Below are 15,871 nucleotides of genomic sequence, written 5' to 3' on the forward strand. Positions count from 1 at the left end.
GGCTAGATCTTAGCCCCTATTCGATTGTCAATTGTAAAAAAATGATAAAATAAATTTATGTTTATTGGTTATTTAATAAATAATAATAAAATACGTTTTGTTTTACACCTAAGATGTGATTAAATATAAGTTAAGAGATATTTAAAAATGAAGAAGACATGGATTCTATCAAGCAGGTTTTTAAATAAATTTAGCTAGATTTATGCCTAGGGATGTTCGTAAGTAAGTAGCTTACGAGGATCCCTAGCTTTGTCTTGTAAAAAAACACTTAGATAAAAATCAATAAAATTTAGGCTGATACCAAACTAATAAGGCATGTGAAAGATGTTGAAATAAACGCTTTTTCCTTGATTAAAGAGCCTAAAAATTATATAATAAGTGTAAGATAATATGATTTTAAATATAAGGAATATATATAGATGTAAAAGGAGTGTTTTGTGATAAAACTCAAAGAACAATTTATTAGAAATTATTTTTATAGACAAGAAGTCTTATCAAGGAAGGGAGGGTTTTATGAAAGGAAAGCTTAGCACATTTGCTAGAAAAACCTTCGCCCTAGTCATAGCCATATCCATGTCATTTCCGACAGGGGTTATAGCAGCAGGCGAAGAAACGAAGACCTACGACAAGGCCACGTCAATAATGGGCCTAAATGAAAAACCTAATGAAGAAATACACCAGACAGGACAGTCAGACAACACGGACAAGCTAGAAACTGATGCTTACATATTGCAAGCTAGGGCAAGCTTATCTGATGACTTAGAAAAGATATCCTATCAGGTTACAATTTCAAACAAGTACAAAGATACAAGTGATAAGGACCTAAGCCTAAAATTTACCCCAAATCCAAATTCAAATATTATAGATATTAGAGTTAAATCAGCTAAGGCCAAGATTGAAAACAAGCTAGCTGACATTGACATCAAAGAAAGGTCTAACAAAGGCGAGATATCAAGCCTAACAGTGGACACCAAAGCCTATGACGAAATAATCATGGAAGTGGAAGCAAATGTTAGAAAGGCAAAAGATGCCAGGACCTATGAGACCTTGATTGGTCTTGATGATGGAGAAAATAAGCTAGACTTAAACTACAGACTCATCACAAACAAAGAGACTGTAAGAGAAGAAAATCAAGACAAAGAAGTCATAAGCCTAGATTTAAACAAAGACCCTAGCCAAAATCTAAGGGGAGAAATCGAATCTGGCGAATTCTTAAGCTTCTTGCAGAGTGCAGATACTATAGTCTGGACAGACTATCTAGTAAATAGCAAGAGAGAATCTGAAAAGATTGCCTATGACCTAAAGCTAGATGACAAGCAAGATACTAAAAATACCAAAATCACCCTAGACTACTTTGAAAATAGCAAAGATGGATTCATCTTAAAAAAGGAATTCTCACAGGCAATAGACTATTCAAATAAGATAGAATTTGAAATTCCAGCTGGCTACATAGCCAAGCTAAGCCTAACAACAAGGGTGGACAAGAAAAACACAAAAACAAAATCTTACAGCCTAAATAATAGACAAGTCAAAAACCCTATATATATAGAAGGAAATAAAGAAACTTCTAACGACGACGATGAAGAAGGCGGGGAAGATAAGTTAGATGACCACACCCACAAAGATGCAAAGGTCACAACAAAAAATGAAGACGACAATAAAAAACAAGTAGAGAAAAAAGAAGAAAATAAAACTCAAACACAAATCACAGCTAAGGATTCATCCGGTAATGATATCCAAGTTATAGAAAAAGACAAAAAAGACGAGAAGAAAATTTCAGCCCTAGCCCTAAACAAAGACAGCCTAATCACTAGACTATCTGGCCAAGGCAAACTTACACAAGAATTAGAAACTGCAATAGAAAAACTTGCTAGTAATCTTGACTTATACAATGATGGAAAGATTACAGACAGAGAGCTAAAAGACTACACCAAGGCCCTAGCAGAAAAATACAATATCGAAAAAACTGACCTAAAAATTTACCTTGAATCAATCCTATCTGGAGTAAACAAAGAAAAAAATAAGGCAGCAAACCTAAACTACGATGAAATAATCACCTATGCCTATCCAGAAAATAAAGAAGCAAGTAAAAAAGAGTTAGTAGATAAGGAAACAAAACAAAAGGCCCAAGTAGAAAATAAGTCAGAAAACAAAAAAGTAGAGCCTAAAGAAGATGCTAAGGAAGAAACGAAAGAAACACCAAAACAAAACCCTACAGACAATACATCTTCTAAACTATCAAAAGAAAGAACAGACAAAGACCAAGCACTAAAGGCCTACAAAGAAGACCTAGCCAAGCTAAAAGAAGCTGCAAAAAAAGAAGAGCCAAAAGGCGGAATCATCGAAGGCATCAAGGGTCTATTCGGTCAAAGCGACCTAGCCAAGGCAGATAAGGAACTAAAGGCGGCCCTAGCCGATGATAAAAACGGCATAGAAGAAATCCAAAATCTCCTAGATAGCTTTGAGAGTAAATACAAACTCTCAAGAGCTGATCAAGCAAGATTAATGGAAAATAACAACGCCGCAATATTAGCCCTAGTAGAAAAAGATAGAAACAATAACTTCAGACCACATATCTTTGCGGATACAGGCTCAAATAAACTTAACCTAGAAGGAAAGAAATTCCATATTCTTACTCGCTTTGATACATCAAATGCGACCGGACCAATCCAACCTGGCCAATTCTTTAATATCCACTTAGACAAAGAGCTTACAGTAAAAGAGGGAACTAAGCTTGAACCTATCAAGTATAAGGGAGAGGTGATAGCAGAGCCAAAATACAACTCTAAATACAATATCATTGAATACAAGATAGTTAAGGAAATTAAAGAAAATACCCAATTCCCACTAAATATACCTGTAGACTACAATGCAGGAAATGTAGAACTTGATAAGGATGGGACCTTTACAGTTATAAACAAGGTATCAGGACTGGGACTAATTAATCCACCTAAGGACCTTCTTCCACAAAAGGTAGATGTAAATGGTAACCCAGCAGGCTCTATCATCGAGCCAGGCAGGAAAGATGTAACCCAAATCATCGAAGCTGCTGACTCAAACTACAAAATGGATATGGATGCATTTGCAAACCCAGTTATCAAAGATGGAGAGCTTCAAGGATATAACTGGACTGTAAGAATATCATCAGACACTGACCTAAGTGAATTAGGCTTTAAGGCAAACTTTACAACAGTGAAAGGATCTGGTCTTGGAGAAATCTCAAGCAATGACCCAAATATAAAATTAACTGACCAACTTGAAGGAGCCTTTGGTATCCACGATTCTAAACACCACGCTCCAGATAAAGGCCAAAGGGAAATCACCTATAATCTCTACACACCAGTCAAAGGTATGCAAGAAAAATACATGATGGATATTTCTGTCATCCTTACCAATAAGAAGGACAAGGAAGGTAAGCCTAAAGTAGGTGCCAAAAGAATAGTTATGAACGGTTGGCCACTTGATAAGGTAAAAGAAGCCACACCAACAAGAGCAGGTATGAACAACAGGACAACAATCCTTGGTGAATTTACAGCAGAAGATGCTGCTAGATGGACAGTAACAGATGCAGTATCAACTGGTGATGTAAATGAAGGCCTACCTCTTGAAACAAGAACTCTCGGTGGAAATCAAAAATATAATGACCCTGCAAATGGAAAAATTGGTATTTATGAAATAGATGCTGAGACTGGTATTATGAAAGATGTATCCCCTAAAGGTTATTCAAATGGATTTCCAGATGCAAAGCACTCTCCATCAAAAAAACAAGCTGTGGGTACTATAGTAGCATATCAATACGATACTAAAATTAAAGATCAAAATTCAAAAGAACCTCTTAGCTTAGCAGGAGTAGCAATTTCCAAATACCAAGATGTAAACGTAGAACAAAACTGGAACCTTGGAAGTGGTCTAAAAATGCCAGCTATGACCTTAAAGGCAGTAGCATCTCAAGACGAAAAAAATGTTCTAGGTGAAACTACAACTAATGAGTCAAAGGAAAACCCAGACCCAGCTAGTAGACGAGTAACCATACCAAATGTAAAAGTGTGGAATATTGCTGATGGTGGAGAGTTTTCTAAAAATGATCTAAAGATCAAACAAGTATTTCCAACTGGAAACACTTATAACGGAGACCCAATAAATTATTATGAAAATAATAATTTTTATGACTTTAACAAAAAAGGATACTACATCCACAACAAGGCAACAGTCCAAAAAATACCAAAATTTGCAAACTTCACCCTTATCAAAAAAGATGAAAAAGGAGATCCTCTACCAGGAGCATCCTTTAAGCTCCTAGGTCAGGGTGAGGCAGAAGTTGTTACAGATAAGGAAGGTAAGGCGCAGTTTTCAAATATAGCCCCTGGAACCTACACCCTTTTTGAAACCAAGGCTCCAAAAGGCTATAAACTTAATCAAGAAAGAACTACAGTAAGCGTAGATGATGATGGAAGAATATCTACAAGTGGTTCTAATGCAAAATTATCAATAGGAACCAATCCTACAGTCACAGTAGCAGATCCAACTTACCCTGACTACATGAATGCCATGCAATATGCTACAAAAGATAGTGATGGCAATGTTACAACTTATATCTTCCTAAAGGCTAATGCAGCAAGATCTGGTGGATCTACAAATAGGGACACCAGAATCAGTCTAAGGGTAAATGGTGGGGAAATAGCAAACCCAGATGACGTAAAGGTCTATGACGTAAACCCTGACTATTATAGGGATTCTGTAAGAGATGCCATGACCCAACAGACGGTTAATCAAGACCTTATAGACCAGCTTGGATCAAGTGTCCTAAACGCACCTAATAACAATAGGGTAATCAGGGGCACCCCAAATCATCCAGATCCTTATACAAAGCAAGTTGGTTACGAAGTTACCTTCCCTCAAGAAAGATTTGCAAGAGATTGGGGATTCTTGGTTGTAGCAAAATCAAAACCGTTAAATGGTGGCACAAATACCCTAACATATGACTGGTTCACTAGCCAAGATACTAGAGACAACGCTAAGTTACAAAACCAAACTGTTAATCCAACATCAATAGCAGAGGCATCAAAGGGGACAACAATTACAGTAACAAACGAAGCCTTTGAAACTCGACCAGTAGAAATAAGAAAAATTGACAAGAAAGAAAATCCTGTAGTCGGAGCAACCTTTGAAATAAAAGATGAAAACGACCAGGTAATTTCTACAGTCACATCACAGCCAGCTGATAAGGAAGGCAAAAATGCAGGTCTCGCATCCTTTGGAAAACTTCCGGAAGGAAAATACACTATAGAAGAAATTGCTGCCCCAGAAGGCTATGTTAAATCAGATGTAATATTCGAAGTGACAGTAGATGATTCTAAGCAAGTAACCTATAAGCCTAAATTTAAAGATGGATCAGGATCACCTGTAAATGGTGAGGACTACTTGATAACAGATGAAGAGCAAGCTCAAGAAGAAGCTACTGCTAAGATCAAAAATGTAAGTCAATCTTTAGTAATAAACGAAGGTGACTCAGGAGATATAGGTGTTAGACCACAAGTATGGGAAGCCTACAGGCTAGAGTCCCTTAAGTACAACGCTACAATAGACCTTGAACAATCTTCACCAGGCCAAAGATTTTCTATCCAATTTGATAAGAATTTAGACTTTACCCAATACTTCGGAGAATTTCCAAAGCTAAATATAGGTGGAAGAGATGTAGCAGATCCATACTTTGACTACACAACCAACAAATTGACCTATGTATTTAACGATAATTCAATAGGTGGAAAGACCCAAGCCAAAATTGAACTTAAGGGTATTATCCCATCTAAATATTTTGCACAAAACGATGGAACCTATCCATTTACAGTAACCGTAGCACCAGGTCAAAAAGGTGTTACAGGTCAACAAACTATTACAACAGATGTACCAGCAGACTACGAGCAATACGACTACGATGGTAAAAACGCCCAAGTACCACAGTCCTACTACTTTAGGGATGTATACCAAGGCGATGATGGCAACTGGTATGTGGCAGTACTTGCTTATTACAACCCAGTTCATGTTAGATCAACAGGCCAAAAAGAGCTTAAGTTCAACTGGCTGTCAACCAACTACCAAGGAGCAACTAAGAACTTCTTTACATGGGAAGGTAATGGTAATAAGCCAGCCTTCTCCCTAAGAGATGTTAAGATTTATCGTACTTCACCAAATATGGGCAAAATAAAAGCAGGAAACTTTGAAAAAAGAGTCAACTACAACATGCCCCTATCCTACGGTGTAAGGCCAAGCCAAGACCCGGCTAAGTACAACTTGGTATATTCAAAGGCAATTGACCCAAGATATGCTGTAAATAATGATAGACAAGGATCAATCACCCTTAACTACGACCCAGGTCAAATCCAAGACTTTGGTGTCATCACAAAAAATGCACCACTAAAAATCAAGATGCCAGCAATTGATGACAGAAGCAAGGATGGTTATATCATAGAGCAGACCTTTAAGATTGATGACCTTTATAAGTTCAACAACCTATGGAGAGTCTTCTGTATGACAAACAATGACTTTAAGTCATCCTTCATAACCAGAGCCAACTACAACAAGGCAACAGGTGACCAGGCAGGTGGCGAGCTACCTAAATTCTTTAGCCAAAAGGTAGCCCTAATCAATAAGAAATACACACCAGGTTCATTTAAAATCAAAAAACTTGATGAATCTGATAGGAGTAAAACTTTACAAGGAGCATCCTTTAGATTGACAGATGAAAATAAGAATGTTATTTATAGGACATCTGGCAGTGATGGTATAGTAGAATTTTCTAAATTAAAACCAGGTATCTATACTCTTCAGGAAGAAAAGGCTCCAGCTGAGCATATCAAGTCCGACAAGACTTGGAGAGTAAACGTCGGTATTGATGGTTTTGTAACAATAATAGAAATAGGTCTTGGATCAACAGGAGAATCCCTAGTTGGAAAAGATACTATAGTATTAGAAGTTACAAATAAACCAGTTGCTACAAAGTTTACAGTTTACAAGAAAGACAATGAAAATATCCCATTACAAGGAGCGAAATTTAAGATAACAACAACTGATGGCACAGAAGTTACCACAGGAACATCTGATAAAAACGGTCTAGTTTCATTTGGTAAAAAACTTGAAAAAGGAACTTATTTATTAGAAGAAGAAACTGCACCATCAGGTTTCAAGAAACTTGACAAGAAGTGGGTAATAGAAATAGGTTCTGATAGCAAAGCAAGAGTCTATAACTATATAGAGGGACCTGAAACAGGAACTGATGCAAATGTAAATAAGTCTATCCTAGGAGTAGAAGGAACTAAATGGGTAGAAGTTGCAAAAAGACCTCTTACAGGTTGGGTCTTAGGAGATAACAGGCAAACAGGTTACTACAACAACTGGCCACAACCATTCAAACTTGGTACAAGAATTGTAGGTAAAAATACTGATCAAAAATATGTAATTCAAAGATATGTAATAAACCCAGAAGCTGATACAGTAACTTTAAATAATGCATCCATCCATAGAGAAAAACCACAATTTAATAATATGAATTGGTATGCTGGAAACGAAGCTTACAAGATTTTTGAACTTGATAAGGCAGTAGATGGAAATGTAGAAGATATCAGACTTGAAAACTATAGTTTGACAGATATTACAAAGGATACAAGTAAAGTCAGTGTAAAAAGCCAAGTTATTACTGGTCAACCAAGACTCTACTTGGACTTTAAAGGCAGACAAATTACAAAACCTATAGTAATAGATGTTAAAATACCATACACATCAGAAGACGGTGGAGTAGGTACAGGAATGGACCTATATACAAATAAGGGTTCATATTGGAAATCTGACTACTACGATATGGCAAACCAAATCGTAGAAGGAGATACTGTAGTAACCAAAGGTGAAGGGGGAAATATCAAGGGAGCCTATATATCAGAAGGATCACTTGATGTTAACAACGAAAAAATCGTCCAAGAATTCTCCTTCCAAAAGGTAGACGACGGTGGAAACCAAACAGATGCTATAACAGGTGCAACCTTTAGCCTAAAGGGACCTAAGAAGTCAGATGATGACCCAGGTAAGGAAGTTTGGAAGAAATCTGGCAAAGACGGTATGGTCAAATTCGACAACCTAACCCCAGGTATCTACAAGCTAACAGAGTCAGGAGCCCCACAAGGTTATGAGAAATCCAACACCGATTGGACAGTAACAGTAACCAAAGATGGAAAAATCTATATCAAAGATAATAACCCAGGATCCACAGTCCCAGACCAAGGAGCGGTTTGGCAAAAGGTAAAGGCTGGTACAAGTGGTAATAAGCAAGCAAATTCAGAAGTTCAAGGAACACCTGTTGCAAATAGACTTGATACCAGGATCACCGAAGTAAACAAAAAAGAAAATAAGTTTAGGCAAGTTTTCATAATAAATAAACAGCCAGAAGAGCTTAAAAACGCCTACTTCGATATCCATTCACAACCGAACGATAGACCAATTAATAAACAAAATACAAGTGTAGTATCACTTGTAAAAGTAGGAAGTGGATCTACACCGGATAATTTAAACAGTTCAGGAGCGGCTGTAGAATATGACGTAGCAGAGTTTGATGGAGACAATGGTCAAAAAAGAATCAGAATCACACCAAAAAATCTTGCAGGAAACCAAGCCTTAGCCCTCACCATAGAGTCAACCCTCGGTAACTCTGGAAGTATAGGTACAGGAATAGACTTTGTAAACTATAACGGCTACAACAAATACTGGATGGCAGAATCCTATGATGACTTTAGCAAGATTCAATTAGAAGAAGGCACATCTACTAGGTCTGCTGATAAAAACGCCAGAACCTATGTAGGAAATACAGATGCCTCAGGCAGACAAACAGTAATGTATGCAAATCCAACATCAAAACCAGTCCTATACTCAAATAGTGGACTAATGGAAAGATCTCTTGGAATTAATAAACTAGAATCTGAAACTACACTAAGTAGAACCAAAGCTCCAATGAGATTTAGGTCAAGAAGCATAAACACCTTCGCAGATGGCTTAGAAATAGGAGATAATCTAGCAGGTAATGCTCTAAGAGCTGGTAATGGTTGGGAAACAGTTGTTCCTGATAAATCAGAAGGAAGAGCAAAAATAGCACACAGCAATTCTTATATGGAAACTAAAGTATCTGAGATTAATAAAGATGCTGATAGATTTAAGCAGTTATTCCTATTTAAACCAAAGAGTGGCGTAAACTTTAGTGGTTTAATAGAAATTCATAGGCAACCGGAACCTGGTAATGAGTTTAGACTAAACAATGGACCAAGAAACATTATCTCAACCATAAATTTCTACGAAGTTGATGCTGGTTCTACATTGGATAATATAAGAGGTAAAAAACCTATTAATATAACTGCAAATCAATTTATACCATCAGGTAAACCTATGAGAGTTAAAGCAACTCTTCCAGCAGGAAAAACAATATTGGTAGAAGTTGAAACACCTTATGCAAAAGACAAAACAATTGGTCTAGGAGCTGATTATCAATATGATACAAAATCAGGAAGCGGTCCGTGGGGAACTAAAGATTACAATACCTGGGCAGGTGACTCTTATTCTAATGAAGATGGAGTTAATAAAAATAAATCACAAGAACCACAAATAACTTTCAAAGAAAGGAAAGAAGAAACTAAAATTCCATTTGGAAAACAAACAGTTTACTCTGACCAATACCCAGAAGGTTCAAGTCAAGTTATCCAACAAGGTAAAGATGGTAAGGAAGTAAAAACCTATAGACAAAAATTTGTTAATGATAAATTTGAAAGTGAAGAGCTAATTGACACTCAAAGAACTGAGCCTATTCCAGAAATAACAACAATAGGAACAAAAAAACAGCAACAGACTTATTCAGTTTGGGTTAATAGTACAAAACTAAGCGCTAGTCCAAACTCAAATGTTGCTCCTGGAACACCAGTTGAAGTAACAGTAACACCAGGACCTAACGAAGAGTTAGACACCTTAACTTATAGTGATGGCACAAATACTGTTAATATTGATAAAAATACAAAGACATTTACAATGCCTTCATCAAATGTAACAGTAAATGCCACATTTAAAGTAAAACAACAAGTTAAATCTTTCTACGTAGGTAGCGAAAACCATGGTTGGGGAAGCGTAAGCGTTGACCCTACAGAATCTAGAAATAAATATGCTAAAGTAGGAGAAAAAGTTACATTTACTCTAAATCCTTACCCTGGCAATACTGCCACAGGAGCTACAGTTACCAAGAACCTAGGCGGATTACTGGATGGTGTTGTCTTTGACCCAACAACTAACAAGGGTTACTTCATCATGCCGGATATAAGCCCATCAGATGCAGTTACTGTACGTGGAGTATTTAAAGAACTCCCTGCAGGAACAAGGTATGAAACAAAACAAATAGAAGAAACTCTAAAACACGAGGTTGAAACAACTGTAGACGAAAGTCTTGCACCAGGTGAAAAAGTTGTAGACCAAAAAGGTTCTGACGGTAGGGTAACATATAACTATAAGATAACTATAGAAAAAGGTACAGAAGCTGATGCGGCTTATCCAGCAGACTGGCCACAAAACTTATTAGCTACTTTCCAAGGAATGAAACAAACTGGAGAAAGAATAGCAGCCTACAATAGGACAGAAGTTGAAGGTTCTAGGATAAACCCAACTGTAGAAAAAGTACGTGTAGGAAAATCTGACGACCCAATTGATAAGTTTGTTCCATCAGATGAAGATAAGCTAATCAAAGATGGAGATACTCAAGAACTTGTTAAAATTACCAACAAAAAAGCTGGTATTAGTCCTAAGATTCTAAAGAGATCTCCGGGTGGTAAAGTCCTTCCAGGTGCGACCTTTACACTTAACAAGATGACTGATAGCACCTACTCGAAAGTCGACACAGGCTTTGGAACCCTACCAGCCATATCTAATGAAAAGGGTGATGTAACCTTTAAGGATGCAGGTGGTAATGAAGTTAAGCTTCAAAAAGGTTACTACGTTCTAAAAGAAACAAAAGCCCCAACAGGCTACAAGAAAAGTGCAGCTGATTGGAAGATTGAGGTCAAGGATGACGGCGGTAGAATGTATGCCGAATACCAAGGACCAGAATCAAGCCCATCAAGCTTTATAAATGATAATAAGAAGTCAAATGCAGGATATTCAGCTGATAATGCTGGTATCAAGTATAAGTCAAGGCTCACCTTTATTGATACAGAGTCTAAGACCTATATCCAAAGAATCTATATAGACACAAGAGCATATTCTGGAACAGATCCTCTAAACCTTCAAATCACACCGAAGTATAAGAGGGAAGAAATAGATGCTCCAGGAAAAGCTCCGGTAACTATAAAAGATGGTGTAAAGACAGCTTATTTCACAGCTTATAAATTATCAAATCCAAAAGATTTCACAAATATGAATGACACTGAACTTGATAAGATTTTAAGAACCTACGATCTTTCAAATGATAATATGTCTATGATAAAGACAGCTAGATGGAGACCATTTGACTGGGGCTTTGATGAAGACCAACTAAACCTAGACAAGGGTGTCTATATAGTAGATGTAGAAGGATTCTATGATGATGTAATAATCACAGGTAAGTCTGATAAGAAGGATAAGTATGATATCCCACAAGATGACTTAGGTAAGATTGACCTTCACGTAGACTTCTACAGTGGAGCAAGACACTTTAAGCAAATAGTATTTGATAAAGATCAAAATAAATTTGTTTATAAAGCCTTTAAGGGTGCTTCTTACCAAGGTGGCGCTGCTGCTCTAAGACAAAGATATGAAGACAAACTTGTCGCAGCTGGTTACTCAAAAGAAGAGGCTAAGAAAAAAGCGGATGAGTGGTCAGGTAAAAAAGATGAGGGAGCAAAATATGCTAATTACGTTGGCAAAGAAGTTGAATTAAATGGTACTAAGTACAAGACTGGTATTATAGATCCAGAGCTTGGCAAGCCAGCTGTCCATGCAGATACAAGAGTCGACCTAAACCCACTTTATAACTCAAAGGGCCACAAAGAAATACCAAGGGAAGGTCTTGAGTTTATAAATGAAGAAGAAACCTTCAACATTACCTTCTCGAAACACGGTCGTAAAAATCCGAAAGACGACATCAACAGTGGAGCGGTAACAAACAACAGACTAGAAGGTGCAGTCTTTAAGCTTCAAGTTCGTGGACCAGGTGGTGAATACGAAGACATACCAGGTACAACTGTAGCATCAGCCTTCAACGGCTACTTCGGATTTAGGGGACTAAAACCAGGTCGTTATAGACTAATGGAAGTAAAGGCTCCAGAAGGCTACAAGGCAATCAAAGACCCTGTACTTCACTTTACAATATCCTATGAAAAACCTAAAACTGACGTACAAACTGGTGAAATCACAAAAGGTAGGGGTGTAGTAACTCTCGAGTATGACGAAGGTAATGGTATCTTCGAATATGCTCCAGATAATCCAAAGATTACTCCAGAAGAAGGTAAGCTAGTCGATTATGTAACTAGTGCCACTGCCAAGAACATGGGTAAGATTATAAACGAAGTTCCTGGTAAAGGTAGTGTTAAGATTAAAAAATTTGATGACAATGGATCTACACTTGAAGGAGCAGAATTTAAGCTAGTAAGAACTAGTAAAGATGGAAAAGTAAACGAAAAAGATGTTACATTAACATCTACAAGTAAGAATATAGTAGAGAAAGTAAAAACTACTGTAGGTTCAAATGATACTACAGTAGTAAATACTACTGAAACAAAAGCTTTAACTACAATCAATCCAATAAAAGTAGAAGCTAAAGAAATTTCAGGTACTACAATAGGTAATTCAAAAGTTACATTAACTCTACCAGGTAATTCAACATTAGAAGCAATATCTGATAATACTGGTAAGTTTGTTGCAAAATTACCTGACGGAGTAACTCTTGCGAATGGTAACGAAATAACAGCATCAATCAATGAACAGGGTGTTGTAGTCTTTGATAACCTCCCAATAGGTCAATACGAATTAGAAGAAACAAAAGCTCCAAAAGGCTACCAAAACAAGGGTAAAAAATGGAGATTTACAGTCGGTGGTGTGGGACTAGATCCATACATCAATGACAGTGATGTCGGAGATAGAGATATTTCTAAGAGTATAGAAATGAAATCAGTTATGTCAGTTCTAAGACCTGACGGAGATGATGGTACAGAAAATGAAGGAAACAAGAAGATTCACCCACACAAGGGTCACGCTCTTGAATTTAAAAATACCTTCAAGATAAAAGATACCACATCTATAAAAGCTGGTGACTATTTCACAATCAAGCTTAGTGATAATATCGACCTTGAAGGAATAATGAGAGAAAAATCTCAAAACCTTGATTTATTCGCAGATGGAGTCGGTACAATTGCCAAGGCTAAGTATGATAAGGAAGCAGGAACCCTAACCTATGTCTTCACATCTTATGCTGACCAATACAACAAGACAGATTTTGCAAATACTATCACAGCCCATATCAACCTATATAAGGTTCAAAACTCAAGTGCAAATGAAGAAGTTGGAATGGGAATAAAGGATACAGAATTTAAGAAAAATAAGATTGCTGTAGACTATGAACTTAATATGGCAGAGATTTATGGTCTAAATATGACATCAAAGATAGTAAGCTTTGATAGGGAAAGCGGAGAATTTGTTCAATACTTCTATATCAATAGAGATATGAATCAATCAAAGGACCCTGTTACATTTAGGTACAAGCCAAGTGAAGATGTCAAAAACCTAAGAGTAGATGTTATAAACCTAAAACAAAATGGTTATAACTACTACGATTACACCACTCGTCAGAGATCAACAACTCAGGATTTTGTAAATCGAGATATGCCAGAATCCTTTGGTGTAAATGAATCAAGTGACAACCTCAACTGGCACAGCTGGTATGGTTATTACCAACCAAAGGCTGATGAAAATGTAGATATAACCCTAAGACCATATAACCAGTATGACTCCTTTATTCTAAAGGTAACAGGTCAGGTAAATAAGAAAGATATCGCATCCTACGATACCTATGCAAAACTATTTAATAAAGTTTACACTTACGATTATTATGGTAATGTTACAAATATATATGAACAACCATATGTAGAAAGAACAAATGGGGTTCGTATCTTTGAAAACAAGACCTCAGCAAGTGCTAAGCTTGAAATAGATGCAATCAACCCTAAGAATGAAATAAACTTCAAAAAAATCGACCAAGAAGGTAAAATCCTTCCAGAAGCTAAGTTTAAACTTGTTAAATATTATGAAAAACCAAGTGACGGTAAAAACTGGATAGAAGTTCAAGGTTCAGAAAGAACTTCTAACAAGGAAGGCCTAGTTAAGTATGAAGAACTAGAAGCTGGTAAATATGCCCTAATAGAAACCGAAGCCCCTGAAGGCTACGGAAAAATAGAAGGACATATAGTAGAATTTACCGTAGGCGAAGATGGAGTAATAACAAGAGAAGTCCTTAAGGAAAAACCAGTAGATACTGCTAATGGGTCTATGCTATCAAGCTTGGCAAGTTCATTCGGATCAGCGCTTAATGCTCTAACAGGATCTGACAATACTGAAAAAGTAATAGAACCTGTAAGCAAAGAGCCAATCGATGTTGTAAACTACAAGGAAATCGAGTTTGAAAAAGTTGATGCAAATAATCACGAGACCAAACTTGAAGGTGCAGTCTTTGAAGTTCATTACAAGGAAACTGAAAAAGCAGACTATAAAGCTCTTAAGGTTAAAAAGACTGTTGAAGGCGAGGAAAAAGAAGTAACCATGACAGTTACATCTGGCAAAGATGGTAAGTTCAAACTTCCTATCTCCAAAGACGGCTACTATGCCCTTGTAGAAACCAAGGCGCCAGATGGTTATACCAAGGTACCAGGCAAGATTAGAGAGTTTAAGCTAGAAAATGGCAAGGTTAAAATTCTTGAAAAAGACCCAATAAAGGCAAGCCATAAGACAAGCTCTAAGGGTAAGATTTCAAGTGAGATTATATCTGTAGATTTGAAGAATAATACGTTCAAACAGAGAATAATCATCAACCCTAAACATGAAGAAATGTCCATCCCATCTAATCAGTCATATATCCGTATCAAGGAAAATGACTGGAAGATAACACCTAAATACAAAGAAGCTCTAAAGAAACAATCTGGTATAGGTGGATTAGTCAATGTAGCTGTTCTTAAAAAAGAAGGAGGTAAAACTCTAGCAGACTTAAAGGAAAATGACTTTAAGAAATTTGATGCAATAAGCTTTTCAACCGCTGGCAATATCACAGGTTCAAGATATGGACTAAAAGAAATGCTTGGCAAAGAAGATGTACAAGATACATCAATAACCACAACAGATTCTATAGTTATGGAATTTACTGGTAAGCTTGATGAAAATAATACAACAGGCACAGCTGATCAACTATTTGAATTAGTCTTTGACTCAGGAATAGATGATTCTGTAAATGATAAGCTAGATGTTAAGGCTATAGCAGAAAATAAACCAATCTATGCAGACCATGATTCAAAAGCCCCAATCCAAGTAGAAAATAAAAAGGCAGAATACCCATTCACAAAGAGTGTGGGAACAGCAATTTTCACAGCTATCGGATTGTTCTTCATGGTTCTTGGAGGGTATTACTACTCTAGGAAGAAAAACAAAGGATTAGAAATTGGAAACAATTTATAGTCTGAAATAAAAAAATATTTTTACTGACTCCAGTCTGGTGCCTGCCAGATGGGGTCAGTTTTTTGTTGGGGGCTTTGATGAATGGGAGATTTAAAATAGGGGGATTTGAATTTATGGGATTCCTCCTCACTGCGTTCGTCGGAATGACGTTAAGAAGATGAGA

General features: G+C 36.8%; 1 protein-coding gene. It reads left to right on the forward strand.

Going from position 1 to position 15,871, the window contains the following annotated elements; genetic code table 11:
- The first annotated feature begins 513 nt into the window (after positions 1-513).
- Positions 514-15,708: a SpaA isopeptide-forming pilin-related protein gene (locus tag ACCQ42_RS00005; protein WP_410034995.1), complete on the forward strand. Its 15,195-nt coding sequence runs from the start codon at positions 514-516 to the stop codon at positions 15,706-15,708.
- Positions 15,709-15,871 lie beyond the last annotated feature (163 nt).

Source organism: Anaerococcus kampingae (assembly GCF_046365475.1).
Lineage (GTDB): Bacteria > Bacillota > Clostridia > Tissierellales > Peptoniphilaceae > Anaerococcus > Anaerococcus kampingae.